At 64.4% G+C, this 15,933-nt stretch carries 12 protein-coding genes and 1 pseudogene; 6 read left to right on the top strand and 7 right to left on the bottom strand.

Going from position 1 to position 15,933, the window contains the following annotated elements; all coding sequences use genetic code 11:
• Positions 1–55: 55 nt before the first annotated feature.
• Both B4F51_RS07075 and B4F51_RS07070 read right to left on the bottom strand, forming a co-directional pair.
• Complete coding sequence (locus B4F51_RS07075) at positions 56–1,066, bottom strand: ParB/RepB/Spo0J family partition protein (protein WP_296224387.1); 1,011 nt, start codon at positions 1,064–1,066, stop codon at positions 56–58.
• Positions 1,063–1,731: a ParA family protein gene (locus B4F51_RS07070; RefSeq protein WP_296224386.1), complete on the bottom strand. Its 669-nt coding sequence runs from the start codon at positions 1,729–1,731 to the stop codon at positions 1,063–1,065. Before B4F51_RS07070 ends, B4F51_RS07075 begins: the two co-directional genes overlap by 4 nt.
• 403 nt (positions 1,732–2,134) lie before the next feature.
• Between B4F51_RS07070 and B4F51_RS07065 the strand changes: the two genes are divergently transcribed.
• Positions 2,135–2,338: a cold-shock protein gene (locus B4F51_RS07065; RefSeq protein ID WP_295491641.1), complete on the top strand. Its 204-nt coding sequence runs from the start codon at positions 2,135–2,137 to the stop codon at positions 2,336–2,338.
• Positions 2,339–2,416: 78 nt separating this feature from the next.
• Here the strand turns inward: B4F51_RS07065 and B4F51_RS07060 are convergent, their stop codons facing one another.
• Complete coding sequence (locus B4F51_RS07060; RefSeq protein ID WP_296224385.1) at positions 2,417–3,490, bottom strand: replication protein RepA; 1,074 nt, start codon at positions 3,488–3,490, stop codon at positions 2,417–2,419.
• Between the two features lie 1,471 nt (positions 3,491–4,961).
• Here B4F51_RS07060 and B4F51_RS07055 point away from each other — a divergent pair.
• Positions 4,962–6,266, top strand: coding sequence for an NCS2 family permease (locus B4F51_RS07055; protein WP_296224384.1), 1,305 nt, complete (start codon positions 4,962–4,964; stop codon positions 6,264–6,266).
• Between the two features lie 292 nt (positions 6,267–6,558).
• Here the strand turns inward: B4F51_RS07055 and B4F51_RS07050 are convergent, their stop codons facing one another.
• The gene (locus B4F51_RS07050) at positions 6,559–7,857 is read right to left on the bottom strand and encodes an integrase (RefSeq protein WP_296224383.1); all 1,299 of its coding nucleotides are present in this window, start codon (positions 7,855–7,857) and stop codon (positions 6,559–6,561) included.
• 347 nt (positions 7,858–8,204) lie between these two features.
• On the opposite strand from B4F51_RS07050, the pseudogene B4F51_RS07045 reads away from it, so the two are divergent.
• From B4F51_RS07045 to B4F51_RS07030, 4 genes and pseudogenes are all read left to right on the top strand, one after another.
• Positions 8,205–9,812: pseudogene (locus B4F51_RS07045) on the top strand (ATP-binding protein); the annotation flags it as partial.
• Positions 9,813–10,024: 212 nt separating this feature from the next.
• Positions 10,025–10,495 carry a hypothetical protein gene (locus B4F51_RS07040; protein WP_296224382.1) on the top strand — a complete coding sequence of 157 codons (471 nt, stop codon included), beginning with the start codon at positions 10,025–10,027 and terminating at the stop codon, positions 10,493–10,495.
• A 9-nt stretch (positions 10,496–10,504) separates the two neighbouring features.
• A complete protein-coding gene (locus tag B4F51_RS07035) occupies positions 10,505–11,686 on the top strand; it encodes a glycosyltransferase family 4 protein (protein ID WP_296224381.1) in 1,182 nt (393 codons plus the stop codon).
• Positions 11,664–12,200: a phosphatase PAP2 family protein gene (locus B4F51_RS07030; RefSeq protein ID WP_296224380.1), complete on the top strand. Its 537-nt coding sequence runs from the start codon at positions 11,664–11,666 to the stop codon at positions 12,198–12,200. Before B4F51_RS07035 ends, B4F51_RS07030 begins: the two co-directional genes overlap by 23 nt.
• Here the strand turns inward: B4F51_RS07030 and B4F51_RS07025 are convergent.
• Genes B4F51_RS07025 through B4F51_RS07015 form a run of 3 tightly spaced genes read right to left on the bottom strand, consistent with a single transcriptional unit; the run spans position 12,197 to position 15,798 of the window.
• Entirely contained in the window at positions 12,197–12,991 is a 795-nt protein-coding gene (locus B4F51_RS07025) for a DUF2334 domain-containing protein (protein ID WP_296224379.1), read from the bottom strand. The two genes, B4F51_RS07030 and B4F51_RS07025, sit on opposite strands and share 4 nt — an antisense overlap.
• Positions 12,992–13,029: 38 nt before the next feature.
• The gene (locus B4F51_RS07020; protein WP_296224378.1) at positions 13,030–14,250 is read right to left on the bottom strand and encodes a glycosyltransferase; all 1,221 of its coding nucleotides are present in this window, start codon (positions 14,248–14,250) and stop codon (positions 13,030–13,032) included.
• 27 nt (positions 14,251–14,277) lie between these two features.
• Positions 14,278–15,798, bottom strand: a complete 1,521-nt coding sequence (locus tag B4F51_RS07015) for an RNA polymerase factor sigma-54 (protein WP_296224377.1) — start codon at positions 15,796–15,798, stop codon at positions 14,278–14,280.
• Between the last annotated feature and the right edge of the window lie 135 nt (positions 15,799–15,933).

Here is a 15,933-nt window from a genome sequence, read left to right as displayed (position 1 = left end):
CTTAACTGAACGGCATTAGCCCCGCAGGGCGCTTCTTGGTCTTCTGATACGGGTGTTACAGCAAGGCGACGTCCAAACCGAAGCGGCTTTTCAGCGCTTCTACCAGGGATTCTCGGGCGGCACGATCTTCCAGCTTCACATCCAGCATGACGCGGCCCGAATCCCATTCCTTTATTGTGCCCAATAGATCACCTTCGCTGCTGCGGATCTTGTACTGGCGACTGACTTCCTTGACCTTGCGTGTGCGCCCTTCTTGGGCCACTTTCCGGATCTGCTCGACATCGCGGCTCGACAGGCCCTCTTCCAGGACCCGGTGCACCAGCTCGCGCGTGCGCTCCTCGCCTACATTCTTGAAGTAAAGCGTCAGTTCATAGCCTGTCGCGATCCCAATACCTGCCGGACGTTCCTTCATGACATCCAGTACGGATTCCGGCAGCTTGAGCAGGGCCAGCGTTTTGTTGACGGTACCCGCCGACACGCCGGTAATCTCACAAATATCTTCTTCTTTTTTGACTTTTCCCTCATCCAGCAACTGACGCCAGGCGATCGCATTATCGAGTACCGACTGGCCTGATCGCTGTTCGTTCAGGACAAAGGACAACCGATAGAAATCGATGTCGGACAGACCATCCTCGATGAAGCAGTCCATCTCGGATTTGCCCGCCGCAGCCAATGCACGCTTGCGATAGTGACCGTCGATCAGGACATACCAACCTGGCCTGTCCGGATCAGGCGCAGCCAATCCGGGCGTTTGCTGGCCATGTGTAGCAATCGAGGCAGCCCGCTCCTGCACGATCTGCGGATCGTAGATGCGCCGTGCGTTGAGAGGATTCTCCTGCAGCCTCTCCAGCGGAACCTTGACGACACGACGCTCCGAACTGTTCGCCAGCTCCGGTGGACTTTCAGCGCTGAAAGCGGGTGCCGCGGGTTGCCCAAGCAGGCCGCGTGGATGCGAAGTGATGGCCTGTTCGGCCAGCGCGAATCGATCGACTGGCGCCGCCTTGGTTTTCTCGGCGGCGATGCCGGCCAGCATCCCTGCCTTGAGCGATTTCAACTTCGCGCTCATACGCGTTCCTCCTGCAGCAACTGCAACACCTCGTCAACCATCATGTCAACTTCGCTGACCGCCTCACGGGCGCCTTGCACGCCGTGCACCGTCGCGCCGATCGCCTGGCATTCACGGAATGCCGAACGAGAGCCGATCATGGCGTCCATCAACGGAATATCACCGTCATCACCAAGAATCTCGATGGCCTGTTTGGCAAGCGACACGCGTCGCTGAACCATGTTGGCCAGTACGCGAATCCGCAATGTCTCGTTGGTGATCTGCGCCTGCTGAGCCAAGGCTTTTGCCGCAACCGCCGCCCAAAGGTCAGGCGGAGAAGGCACGACCGGAATCAGGGCGATGTCCGAGATCAACAAAGCACTGGACGATGAAGGGGAATGGACTGCAGGCGGGCAATCGACCACGATGAAATCATAGTCGGCGACAAACTTGCGAACTTCCCGGTGCATGGCACCACCGGATGGCGCCAGGCCGATGACGGAAGCAGGAAAGGGCTTCTCTTCCGGAGCCTGAGCTGCCCATCGGGTCGCCGTTCCTTGTTCGTCCATGTCGACCAGCAGTGTCTTGCTGCCCCGCAGGCCCAAGGTTCCGGCGATGTGCATGCTGACAGTCGTCTTGCCGCAGCCGCCCTTTTGATTGAATACCGTTACGATCTTGGCGCTCACTGGTCCTCCACTTTCAGCGCTGAAAGTCAGTAGCGCTCATCTTAGGGAAGACGATCCAAAAACACAAGATCAATAAAATTCAATTTATATAATTACTTGATGTGGCGCATGGTGTGCAAGTCGATTTCAGTTCGCCTGAATTGCGATATAAATGCGATTTTTAGCGCATAACATCCCGCGTTGCGACTGCCATCTGTATGCTTGCTAGGTGTTTACCAGCGAGTGCGGAAAAGCGACATTTCACAAAAATGCCGACCATCGACACTGTGCCTCAAACTGGTTATGATGTTTAGACAGTCGTCTGAAGACTTTGTCTACGCAGGATTCGGAATCAGCCGGAATCTTCGTGCGATGTCCGGATCGGCTGGACGACTTGTTTTTTGTTTATTAAAGGAATTTTTGCATGGCCACGGGTACTGTCAAATGGTTTAACGAAACCAAAGGCTTCGGCTTCATCACTCCGGACGGCGGCGGCGCAGATCTGTTCGCGCACTTCTCCGAAATTCAGGGTTCGGGTTTCAAGACCCTGAAGGACGGCCAGAAGGTCTCCTTCGAAGTGAAGCAAGGCCCGAAGGGTCTGCAAGCCTCCGCGATCAAGCCGGAATAAGCGTTTCAGGCTGAGACGCCTGAGATGAAAAAAGGGGAGCTTCGGCTCCCCTTTCTTTTTGCCTGCAAGACTGCCGCGTCAGGCCAGCTTCCGCACGCTGGTCCGCGACGGCTGCAGGATCAGCGCCTTCGAGGAATCCGCATCCACCTTGGCATCCGGATAGACCACCAACACGTCCTTCAAAGCCTTACGGAACAGCGCACGGAATTTTCGCTCGCTCTCGGTCTCGGTGCCGAACTGCATCTGCAGCGCTTCCCAAGGGATCTCAGTACGCTTCTGGATAGTGAAGAAGCGGTACGTTAGCCACGAGTACACGTCGAGCGCGAACGGCGATTGCTTCAGCGCTTTCAACGCACGCATATCCACCGGCACGGGGCGATTCACCAGCTCGTTGAAGAACGGCTCAGACAGCACCACAAAGCTCTCGAACATCGAGCCCTGACCCGGCTGCATCGGATCCCACCAGGTCGACAGTTGATCTGCAAGCAGGTACCCAATGCGGTCGATCGACAGCGGTTCCTGATTCTGATTCTGGTTAGGCGCCGATTTGTTCTGCACGATGGCAATCGTGGCCGAGAACAGGCGGATCATCTGCTGACGCACCAGCGTCATGGTGCCCCGCTTGCCACCCGTAGCCATCGGGATGCCCAAGTTGTACATGAACTCCGACAGCGAGTTGCCCAGCGAAATACGCCGGTCTTCCACCGTGCCCTGGAATTCACCGCGCTTCTTCTTGGCCATGATTTCCTTGCCGATCCAGGCCAGCATCAGCCGCGGATACGAGCCATAGGGATAGCCGAAGGAGACGGTCTCGGAAACGATACGCTGTCGGCCGTTGGTAGCTCGCTCCGAGCGCTGCTGGGTGAAGTACCCGGGCTGGATCATCAGCGAGATGTTGCCGCTGGAACGGGTCCAGACCGGTGGGGAGCCTTTGGGCGCGCGATAGGGGAGGGTGACCTGGACGCTGGCGCGGCTGAGGAATCCAACCTCGCCGCTTTGCCAGGCGTCTTCGCGCTCCATCGCCTGAGCTTCGTCGAAGAGGCGCTGGAATTTCTCCGGCGCGGCAATGACTTGCCCTCCCGAAGGGACGATGATGCGGCCGGGCGAATTGTCGTCCGGCTTCCCGTTGGGTGTAAGGCGTTTGGTGACCATGGCGCGTGAGAATTGTTCAGAGCCTTTGTACTAAAACCCCTTCGCCTTGTCACGCAGAATCGGGTACGTTTTCCGAATTTCATTTGTTGTCGCGGGAAGGGCCTCGGTGGGCAACCTGCAAGGTTGTCCACGGAAGACCTTTCCTCACTACAAGTGATATATACCTTCTACGTTTACTACAGGTAAACCGTATACGCGCCCCGGAAAGCCCTGCTGGCATTGGGTTTAGGGGGTGAAACCGTACTCAATTCTGCGGGCTTGCGAACCCAATTCTGCGTGGCACCGTACCCGCTTCTGCGCGAAACCGTACCCGCTTCTGCGCAAGAGGCGTGCCAGTTTCTGCGGGGACAACATTCGGTTATCCACAGTGTTATCCACAGAAAGCGGTCGCTGGTAGCTGAACTGAGTGGCTCCAATGCGTCTTGCGTACCCGTTTCTGCGGAGGACACACCCGAGTTTGCGATCGGCACGGCGCAATACGATGCGAAGCGTACCCGTTTCTGCGATGCCTCTGGCTTGCGACGTGCATCCGTGCGTACCCATTTCTGCGTCCGCTTGAGCAACGGATGCATGGCGAAGCTTGCTGCAGCGGGATTCATAGAAAAGCGAGTACCCGCTTCCTGGCGCGATCATCGGATCTTGGCGTACCTGTTTCTGCGAGGTGTCGATCGGGATCAAGACCAGCGGGGATGGAGTGGGCAGGCTCTCGATCTATGTTGTCAGAACTTTCATCGCTGAAACCCGGAGGGGCATGCCGGGTGGGAGTCCACCAGTCGGTAGGGCATCGGTCTGGTCATCCGCCTGACCGTACCTGTTTCTGCGGGTAAAAACCCTTATCCGCCAATAGCTTGCCTCGCGACACCGCAGAAATGGTGTACCCATTTCTGCGAAGGATTGCGCAGAAACAGGTACACCTGCATGTGGGCGCGCAGTTCAAGCACTTTCGCAGAAATGGGTTCGGTCCATTCTCGCGAGACAGCTTGATGTGACGCAGAAACAGGTACGGCTACGCCCGAAGCCGCCGCAGAAACGGGTACGCCTGCGTTTTGCGACCGATCTGCCCGCACGACGCGACGTCTTCTTATGCAGCGCGTACCTGTTTCTGCGAAGCCAGGCGCAGAAACAGGTACGCCAATCGACGATAGGGTCGCATGGCATCACGCTTTCGCAGAAATGGGTACGGATCGCATGATGCGGCTGGCTGCATGCGCCAGGGCGGACGACCAGAATGGGTACGTGCAGGCAACTGGCGTTTCGGGCATCATGCGCATCCCGCGCGCCGGCCGCCTAGCGCTTGGCCGGGGTGTTTTCCGTCATTTCACTCGCATGAACAGCATTTCGCCTGGCCGCCCAACGGGGGCCGGAATCTTGTGAAGAGTCAGGTCGCCCCGTGGTGGGCGGGCATCGGGGGCGCCCGTGCTGCCCAGGGCCGGCTGGCGATGACACTTCACAACAAGAGGAGACAACCTGCATGACCTGGCTCGCGCGCATCTTCAAGCTCGAAGAACACCAGACCGACGTCCGCACCGAGGTGCTCGCTGGCCTGACGACGTTCCTCACCATGGCTTACATCATCTTCGTCAACCCGAACATCCTGGCTGACGCGGGCATGCCGCACGATGCGGTGTTCGTGGCCACCTGCATCGCGGCGGCGATCGGCACGATCATCATGGGGATGTACGCCAACTACCCGATCGCCATGGCGCCGGGCATGGGGCTGAACGCGTATTTCGCTTATGCGGTGGTCAAGGGCATGGGCTTTACGTGGCAGGCGGCGCTGGGCGCCGTGTTCATCTCGGGCTGTCTGTTCATGCTGGTGAGCGTGCTGCGCATCCGCGAGATGATCGTCAACGGGATTCCTCATTCGATCCGCATAGCGATCACGGCGGGCATCGGGCTGTTCCTGGGGATCGTGTCGCTGCGCGGGGCGGGGTTGATCGTCGGCAATCCAGCGACGCTCGTGACCCTGGGCGATGTGCATCAGCCCTCGGTCATCCTGGCGGTGATCGGCTTTTTCCTGATCGTGGCGCTGGACCACATGCGCGTGAAGGGCGCGATCCTGATCGGCATCCTGGCCGTGACGGCGGCGAGCTTCTTCTTTGCCGGCAACACTTTCCACGGCGTGGTGTCGATGCCGCCGTCGCTGGCGCCGACGCTGCTGCAGCTCGACATCATGGGCGCGCTGTCGGTGGGCATCCTGAACGTGGTACTGGTGTTCTTCCTGGTAGAGCTGTTTGACGCGACGGGCACACTGATGGGCGTGGCCAACCGCGCGGGCTTGCTCAAGCAGGGCAAGATGGACCGCCTGAACAAGGCGCTGCTGGCCGACAGCACGGCCATCATGGCGGGCTCGCTGCTGGGCACGTCGTCGACCACGGCTTATATCGAAAGCGCTTCGGGTGTGCAGGCCGGCGGCCGTACGGGGTTGACTGCGCTGACGGTGGCGATGCTGTTCCTGCTGTGCCTGTTCTTCGCGCCGCTGGCTGGCGTGGTACCGGCCTACGCGACGGCGCCCGCGCTGCTGTATGTGTCGTGCCTGATGCTGCGCGAGCTGGTGGACTTGAACTGGGAAGACACCACCGAAGCCGTGCCGGCCGTGCTGACGGCGCTGATGATGCCGTTCACCTACTCGATCGCCAACGGCGTCGCCTTCGGCTTCATCACCTATTCGGGCCTGAAGCTGTTCACCGGCCGCATGCGCGAAGTGCCGGTCATCGTGTGGATCATCTCGGCGATATTCCTGTTTCGCTTCTTCTATCTGTCGGGCGGACACTGAGCGCGCGAGCACTCAACCTGCTGCCAACAAACGCGGCCCTTCGGGTCCGCGTTTGTTTTTTTATGCGCATGACTGCACTGAGCGTACCCATTTCTGCGTGCCTTTGCGGACACGAGCGTACCCATTTCTGCGGACGACCGGTGACGGTCGAGCAGTGGAGCGTACCCAATTCTGCGAGTGATGTGAGCGTCAACTATTGAGCGAAGCGCGTCGACAATCGGTTTCGACGCTGCTTTTGCAGCGGCGTGCACGGGTGGTGCGTACCCGTTTCTGCGTGATGTGTGGAGACGTGTTAAGCCGACGGCGCGGCCAGTTTGCGTGCCGCGACAGCGATGCTGGCGGCAAGATCGGCCTCGCGGGCGCGCACGGCAACGCTGGGCAAGGCGGCCAGGCCCAGCGCATGCGCGACATCGGCCGCCGCTTCGCCCGCGGCAAGCCGCTCGCGCAGATGCGCGCTGCGCACGCCGCGCAGCGAGGCGTGCGCCAGGCGGCCGGCTGCGTCGGCTTGGCCGATGCCGCGGGCGTAGTCGGCGGCTTCGGCCAGCATGGCCTTGACGATCAGCAGCAGTTGCGAGCGCGAGGCGATGCCCCTGCGTTCGCCGAAGTCGCGGCGCAGGGCAGGGGAGTCGATGATGCTGCCGTCGGCGCGCCGCGGCGAGCGCTTGCGTACCGAGAGCAGCAGCGGTGTCGATTCACCCGGCAGCGGCAGCGGCGACAGGCTGAACGCCGCACGGTACTCGCGTAGCGCGTTCATCAACGCGTCGCACGGCAGCCAGCGCTGCGTGCGTCCGCTGCCGATCGCCAGCAGCCAGACCGATGCTGGCAGTGAGCCATCGGATGCGGCTTGCGTGGCGGGCACGGCATGCAATGCCACATCGCCCATGCGTGCGCTCACCAGTTCCGAGACGCGCATGCCGGCGTGCGCGAGCAGCACAGCCAGAAAGTGGTCGCGCGCCCGACGCAACCGGGCTTCGCGGCCCAGCGCGACGCGGGAGCGCACCGCATCGATCAACAGGGCCATGTCAGCCGCGCTCAAAGCGGCATTGGAGGGATCGGGCTTTGCCGCTACGGCTTGTGGCGCTGAGTCCGCTGCCACGACTGCCGGAACGGTGACGACGATGGCATCGTCGTCGAGAAACGGGTTCGCGCGCAGATAGCCCGCGCGCTGCAGCCAGCCGCACAGGTTGGCTGCGATGACGCTGCTCTGCCGCGTGGAGCGCGCCGAGAGCGGGCCGCGCAGCGGCGTCCAGCGGGCATCGTCGCGTTCAATGCCGCGCGCGCTGATCGCCCAGGCAGGCGGTGTCTGCAAAAAGCGCAGGTAGGCGATGGCGTCTTCGCGTTGCCAGCGTGCGATCGGCTGACCGAACGCGCGGGCGTACCAACACACGCGCTCGGCTTCCACCCGGTACTGCGACAGCGTCGATGCGCCCACCGCCCGCGTGCCCGAGGCACGCGCATCGAGCCAAGCCTGTACGCGTTCGCGCTCCAGTACGAAGGCCTGCGCATCGCCGTGCACATCGTCGTGCGGATGGGCCTGGGAGGCGATCTTGTCAGGAGGAGGCGCGGCCTCTGCCGGGCGCGGTTCGGACATGCTGGAGCGCGTGGAGCACAACGGAAGATGGGATCGCGCAAGTATAGCGAGGCATCTCCGTACCCAGTGCGCACCCAGCGTCATGCGCGTTTTCCGAACAGCGAATTAGCAGGCTTGGGCGCGGCATGAGATGGAGATGGCGCCAAGGGACGGTTTGCTTGCGCGCCATCGGGCCGGGAACGAAATCTGCTGCGAAGACGGTACCGGCACGCGTGCACGACTAACCCGATACGTGCGCCCGTTCTGACTTTTGACGATCGACAGACCCCAGCGGAGGTGCGATGAGCGAATCCATGGCCAGCCGACCGGCACCGGCCAGCGTGGCGGAAAACCCCATCAAGCGCGGGCAAGCCCAGCGCGAGCGCTTCCGTCATCAACGCGAATTCGTCACGCTGGTCGAGAACGCGCCGGATGTGCTCGCGCGACTCGATCGGGAACTGCGCTGCGTCTATGTGAACCGTGCGGTGACCGACGCCTTTGGCGTGGCGCCGACGGCTGTGATTGGTCGTACGCTGGTCGAGTCGCCATTGTCGGCTGGCGTGACGGGTCCGCTGGAGGATGCCGCGCGGGAGGCGTTTGCGTCGGGCGCCGAGCAGACACTGACGCTGCATCTGCCGGCTGACGGCGTGCGCGCACGCACTGCACACTACAACGCCCGCGTGATTCCGGAAGCCAACCGTTACGGAAAGATGGCGGCGGCGCTGCTCATCGTCTACGACGTGACCGAGCGCACAGAGGCCGAACGCGAGCGCGACGCGTTGCTGCTGCGCGAGCAGGCCGCCCGCGCACAGGCCGAGGCCGCCGCACTTGCGCGCGATCAGCTCCTGGCGGTGGTGTCGCACGAACTGCGCTCGCCGCTCAACGGCATCCAGAACTGGACTTACGTGCTGGAGAATCTGGTGGGCGGCGGCACGCCGTTGATGCAGCGCGCGCTGGCCGGCATCAAGACCGGTGTGGAGCAGCAGGTGCGGCTGATCGAAGACCTGCTCGACGCCACCCGCGTGATGAGCGGCAAGCTGCGCCTGATGCGCGAACCCTTCGTGTTGCGCGTGGCGCTCGAGAGTGCGCTCAACAGCGTGCGTGCGCTGGCCGCCGAACGCGGCATCACGCTGCATGTGTCGAGCACGCTCGACACGCATGAGATCGACGGCGATGCCGACCGCATCCAGCAGATTGTCTGGAACCTGCTCACCAATGCCATCAAGTTCACGCAGGAAGGCGGTGACGTTTGGCTGTCGGCCGACTTCGTGGGCGAGGTGGTGCGCATCGTGGTGCGTGACAACGGCCGCGGCATCGCACCGGCCTTCGTGCCGTACCTGTTCGACCCGTTCCGCCAGGCTGACGCCTCGCACACGCGGCGCACCGGCGGCCTTGGGCTTGGGCTGGCGCTGGTCAAGCGCTTGACCGAGCTGCATGGCGGACGCGTACATGCGCGCAGCGACGGCGAGCACCGCGGCGCCGTCTTCACCGTCTACTTGCCGCTGCGCGCCGGCGCGAAGGTGACCATGGCGCTGGCCGAAGACCCCGCGCCCAATGGAGGACCGCTGCCGTCGCTTGCGGGCCTGCGCGTGTTGCTGATCGACGATGAGCAAGATGCGCGCGATGCGCTGGCGATGCTTTTGACACAGGTCGGGGCGCAGGTCGGCAGCGCGGGCTCCGGTCAGGAGGCGATGGCGCGGCTCGATGCCTCGGGCGTCTCGGCCCGCCCGCATGTCGTGGTGTGCGATATCGCGCTGCCGGATGAAGACGGCTACGCGATCCTGCAGAAGATCCGCTGGTGGGAGCGCCAACGCCTGGCTGCGGGCGCCACGCCGATCGCCGCCATCGCACTGACAGCCTTTGCGCAGCCCGAGGATCGCGCCCGCGCGCTGGCGTGCGGTTTCCACGAGCATCTGGTCAAGCCGGTGTCACCGTACGATCTGGTGCGCACGCTGCGGACCTTGGCCGGGTTCTAGGCAGTTGTTGTACGGCATCCGCAGGCAAGCGTTACAAGCCACAGGTAACCGTTACGCGACAAGCGCGGCGCCTGCTCCGGCAGCGTGTGTGCGCCACCTGCCGGTCGTGTATGCGCAGCGTGCACCTTGCGAGACGCGATGCGCGGCGGCATCTATATGGCACGTCCGTTGCAGGACGAGAGGCGTTGAGGTTTCGTTCGCAGGAGGGCGCCATGCACCCACGTGCCGTTGTGTGCAGTCCAGGTCCCCGCAGTTCCCGTTCCGACCCGCAGCGCGACGAGGCAGCAGGCGGTGTCGTGCCGCCGCGCGCACCCGATGCCGGCAGCGCCGGCGAACGTGTGGATGCGGTACTTGGCAGACCGGAGCATGAGCAGCACGAGAGACCTGGGTCCGGCCCCGGGCTATCGGGTTGCCTGCCGCACGAGCGCGATCAGCACCTCGAAGAACAGCGCTCCGGCCCGCGCGCCAACATCGAGCAGGCCGCGCGCGACATCGAGAGTGGCCTGCTCGATACCGACCTGCACAACACGCCGGGCATCGAATGCGTGGTGCGCGCGCGCTACGCCGCCGCCAATCGAGAAGATCAAGATCGCCAAGTCGCCAACCGCAGCGCAGACGAATTGGCCGACAAGCGCGGCGATGCAGGCAAGCCCCTGCACAGCCACAACGAACCCAAGCACTGAGCGGCAGCCATGCGCATCGCCTACGTGACCGAGACGTGGCCACCGGAACTCAATGGCGTGTCGCTGACGGTCGAGCGCACCGTCGCCTTCCTGCGCGCACGTGGGCATGACGTGATGCTGGTGCGTCCGCGCCAGCGCAGCCTCGACGCCAGCCAACAAGCCCGGGCGGGCGACACGCTGCGCGTGCAAGGAGTGCCGATCCCGCTGTATCCGGACCTGCGCATGGGCCTGCCCGCGCGCCGCCGTCTGCTGCGCGTGTGGCAGGCTGGTCGATCGGGCCGGCCTGACCTAGTGCACGTGGCCACCGAGGGGCCGCTGGGCTGGTCGGCTGTTCAGGCAGCACGGCAGTTGGGTGTGCCGGTCACTTCCGACTTTCGCACGCGCTTTGACGAGTACGGCCGCCACTACGCCTGGGAGGGTGCTGTTGCGCTGGTGCGTGGCTATCTGCGCGCCTTCCATAACCGCACCGATCGCACCTTCGTGCCCACGCGCGAACTGCAGCGGCAACTGGGCGAACTCGGCTTCGAACGCCTTACTGTCAGTACACGTGGCGTCGATGCCAGCCAATTCGCGCCGCGCTGCCGCAGCGGGCCGCTGCGCGCGCAGTGGGGCGCCACCGACAATGCACCGGTCGTACTGACGGTGGGGCGTCTGGCCGCAGAGAAGAACCTGGATGTCGCGCTGACTGCCTTCGCCGCCATCCGGCAACGAGTGCCCGGTGCACGGCTGGTCATGGTTGGCGAGGGCCCGCAGCGCAGCGTTCTGCGCCGGCGCTGTCCCGACGCCGTGTTTGCCGGTATTCAACACGGCGAGCCGCTGGCCGCGCACTACGCTTCGGCCGATCTGTTCCTCTTCCCAAGCCTGACCGAGACCTTCGGCAATGTTGTCGTCGAGGCCATGGCCAGCGGCCTGCCCGTGGTGGCGTTCGACACCGCCGCCGCCGGCATGCACGTGTGCACCGGCGAGAGCGGCTGGCTGGTGCCGGTGGGTGATGCAACCGCCTTTACACGCGCCACCGTCCAGCTCGCGACCGATGCAGCGTTGCGCCGGCGTCTCGGCCACGCCGCATGGCTGACCGCACAGCACCTGGACTGGCCGCGCGTGCTTGAACAGTTCGAAGCGGCGCTGACGGTCGTGCACCACGCGGCTGTCACCGGCGAGGCCTGTCATGGCGATCCACGCCTGGCCTGACTGGAAGCGCTGGCGCGAGCGCGACCGTCAATTGGCTGTCGCGCTTAACCACATTGCCGGCGATGCGGCGCTGATGCATTTCTATCGGGGTATCAGTCGCCTGGGCGATGGCATGCTGTGGTACGCATTGATGGCCGCGTTGCCCGTGGTCGGCGGCGTAACCGGCGGGGAGTGTGCCAAGCAGATGGGCCTGACGGGGGTGATGTCGCTGATGATCTACGTGCTCCTCAAGCGCGGCGTGTGCCGGCCGCGGCCGTATCTCTCGTGTGAGGAGATCCACCTGTGTGGGCGCGTGCTGGACCAGTTCAGCTTTCCATCCGGGCACACGTTGCATGCCGTGTCGTTCAGCATCGTGATGGCGGCGTACTACCCGCGTATGGCGTTGGCGCTCGCGCCGTTCACCGTCATCGTTGCGCTGTCGCGCGTCGTGCTCGGCCTGCACTACCCAAGCGACGTGCTGGCGGGCGCGGGGCTGGGGATGCTGATCGGCGGATTGTCGGTGTGGTTGTTTTAGTACGTCGCTTGCGGGTGATTCGCCAACGCGGTTTCCGGGCCGCCCATCAGTGCTTCTGCCAACACCTGTGCAAAGCCGTTCTTGGTGACCGGCGTGCGGGTTTCCAGGCAGGTGGCGAGCAGGTCTTGCCAATGGCGGATGACGTCCGGGTACGCGGCATCGGCCGGATGCAGGCCCAGGCGCAGCAGCGGCGCGTGTGCCTGCTGCCGTGCCAGCCAGCGCAGGTAGTAGCGAGAGACCAGTCGGCGTGCGTTGGACCGAACGCTGTAGGTCAGGCAGGGCGCGGCCAGCGCGCGCACCGGATGCAGCAGGTTGAAGCGCCGCAGCGTGGTGGTGTAGCGCAGGGGCAGTCCATCGAGCGCCTGCCACGTGGCGGCATTCATCAGCCAGGCCGGCGCGACAAAGCCATGCAGCGGCCAGCCGTTGGCAGCAAACCAGGCCGCGCCGGCTTCGATGCGCGTGCGCGCGACGGCCAGCGGAATCGCCGAGAACTCGCCTTCACCGGCCGTATAGCGCGTGCGGATCCACTGGTCGATCAAACCGCCGGGGGGCTGGTCGTCCAGGTGCGCATAGCCGTGCAGCACGAGCTCGTCTCCTTCGGCGATGCGTTCGGTCATCAGGCGGCAGAAGCGCTCGCTGTTGCGCGCGGTCGGGCCGCGATGGAAGTTGGGGATGACCAGGAGCGACTTCGGCACGGTGCAGACCTCGTCCAACGCGGAGAGCAAGACCTTGCACGCCGGCCATGTGGCGGGCGTGACATCGTGCATGGCAAGCACCAGGTAGCGCGACATGATGAATGGATGGGTGGACTCGTGGGCTTGTTATAGACCTATCGGGCGCGTGCCGCACGCCGGGGTTCGGCAGCGTTGTCCGCTGTATTGGCCTGTGCCCCGAGCAGTGCCAGGTAGCGGCGCAGCAGTTGCGGCAGCACTGCGTGCCAGTCATATCGCATGGCGTGGCGGCGCGCGGCATGGGCCAGCATGACCGGATCGCGTTGCCGGAGTGCGCGCAGCGCCTGCGCGAAATCGTCGGCACGGCAGTGCGGCACGGCGTAGCCGACGCTTTCGTCCACCAGTTCGGCAAGGCCGCCGGCCGAGCAGGTCACCACCGGCACGCCGCTGGCCATTGCTTCGAGCGCGACGAGGCCGAACGTTTCCTGATCCCCGGCATGGACGAACACATCGGCACTGGCCATGGCGGCGGCCAGGTGCTGCGCATCGCCCTCGTAGGGCAGCGCGCGCACGTGCCTGCCGTGTGGCGGCGTCGGGCCGGAGCCGATGGTGACCAGGACGGTGCCGTCGTCGAGCTTGTCCACCGCGTCGCACAGCACCTGCAGGTTCTTCTCGGGCGCATAGCGGCCGACGTAGAGCAGCACGCGCGCATCGCGCGGCAGGCCGATCTGCTCACGCCAGCGCAACGACCGCCGCGCCGGGTGAAAGAGGCGCGTATCGACCCCCAGCGGCTGCAACTCGATGCGCTGCACGCCCAGTTCGGCCACCTTCTGGGCGATGTAGCGGCTGGGCACGAATACGGTGTCGAAGTGCGGATAGAGCCTGCGCGCATACGCCGCCGCGGCCAGCTCGGCGGGTGGCCCGCCCAGGCGGCGGAAGAACGCCGGCAGGTCGGAGTGATAGAACGCCGCCACCGGCACCTGCAAGCGGGCGCCCGCGCGCAGGGCCGCCCACGACAGCCGGTACGGGTCGCCCGCCTCGATCAGGTCGGGCGACAGAGCGTACAGCGCGCGCTCGGCGGGGCCACAGCGCAGCGGAACGCGATAACCGTGTGACAGCGGCAGCGGCACGCCCGGCACCACGGCAATCTCATTGGTGGCATCGTCCGCTGCGCCCGGCACCACCAGTGTGTGCCGCCAGTGCGTGGAGCGCAGGAAGTCGTGCTTGGCGCGCAGGTAGCGCTTGACGCCGCCGCTTTCCGCCGCCCAGAACATCGTCACGTCGGCCAGATGGAGCGGTGCGGCCGCAGCGTGCTCGGCGCTTTCGGCGGGCCCTGCCAGGTGAGGGTCGATGCCAGGGTCGATCGGCAGCTTGCGCACAGGCGTCCTGTTGGTGGAAGCAGGCCTTCAGACCTGGCGCCGCATTTCAGCCGATGCGATGCGCATCAGCCCACGATACTTGGCGACGGTGCGGCGCGCGACGATCACCCCCTGCTCGGCCAGCATCTTGGCCAGCGACACGTCCGATAGCGGCGCATCGGCATCTTCGGCTTCGATCATCTCCTTGAGCAGTGCCCGCACCGAGGCCGCCGAGCACGCGCCGCCCGTGTCGGTGGCAAGCTGGCGCGAAAAGAAATACTTGAACTCGAAGATGCCGCGCGGCGTCGCCATGTACTTGTTGCCGGTGGCGCGCGAGATCGTCGATTCGTGCAGGCCGAGCTCTTCGGCCACGTCACGCAGCACAAGCGGCTTCATGGCCACCTCGCCGTATTCCAGGAAATGCTTCTGGTGCGCGACGATGGCCTCGGCCACGCGCTGGATGGTGGCAAAGCGCTGCTGTGCGTTGCGGATCAGCCAGCGTGCCTCCTGCAACTGATGCGCCAGCGGCGTGCGATGGTGGCCGCGCGTCTGCGCGAAGAGGTCGGCATAGACCCTGTTGATGCGCGCGCACGGCGCCACCGCCGGGTTGGTGACGGCCACCCACTTGCCCTTGATCTTTGCGACAAACACATCCGGCACGATGTAGCCCGCGTGCGCCTGCGAGAAGCGCAGCCCCGGGCGCGGGTCGAGTGTGCGGATCAGCGCGCAGGCGTCTCGCAGCTCCACCTCGCTGCAACCGAGCGCGCGGCGTATCTGCATCAGTTCGCGCTTGGCCAGGTGCGGCAGGTGGCTGCGCACGATGTCCTGCGCGATCTCCTGGAGGCGTTCTTCGGGGTCCGTATCGGCGGGGCGTGCCTCGATCTGCAGGCGCAGACATTCGGACAGGTCGCGCGCGGCCACGCCCGGCGGGTCCAGGCTCTGTACCAGCGCCAGTGCAATCTGCATTTCCTTCTCGGTGGGTGTGGGCTCCACCGGTGCGAGCGGAATCAGTTCGGTCAGCAGTTGGCGCAGGTAGCCGTCGTCGTCCAGCGCTTCGATCACGGTCAGCGCGAGCAGGCTGTCGCGCTCCGACAGGCGGTAGCTGAGCAGTTCCTGGCGCAGGTGCTCGCGCAGGCTCGGCGTGGCGTGAACCCATTCGCCAATGTCGGTGCCTTCGCCGTCGCCATGGTGGTTGCCGCTGTGGCTGTAATAGGTGCCGAAGTCGGCCGGAAACGCTTCCGATGCGTCCAGTGTTGGGTCGGTCTCGATGGCGCTGGTGGTGGTCTCCGGCGGTGTTTCGTCGGCGGCCATATGGTCAACCGCATGACCGTCAGGTTCGGCAGCGTCGGGGCCGTCGCCAGGGCCGGCCATGAGGGCCATGGCGTCGGCTTGGGGCTGCGCACCGGCCTCTTGTTCGACCTCTTCCAGGAATGGGTTGCTGGCGAGCGCTTCTTGCATTTCCTGCGCAAATTCGTTTGCGGACAACTGCAACAGCTTGACCGACTGCTGCAGCCGTGGCGTGAGTGCGAGATGCTGCTTCGCACGCATTTCCAAAGCGGCCTTGACCATTCGCCTTGCCTCCATGAGTGGGCGCCGGCCTTGCGGCCAACATGACTCACCATCGATGCAAAGCGTATGCCAAGTCCAGGAACCGAGCTGCGACAAGCCTTCGCAGGCGGCTGGCACGCCGTTTCTACATGTTCA

It is taken from the genome of Ralstonia sp. UBA689 (assembly GCF_002298975.1).
Taxonomy (GTDB): domain Bacteria; phylum Pseudomonadota; class Gammaproteobacteria; order Burkholderiales; family Burkholderiaceae; genus Ralstonia.
Note: the sequence above shows the minus strand (reverse complement) of the source record. Positions and strands in the feature narration are given on the sequence as shown.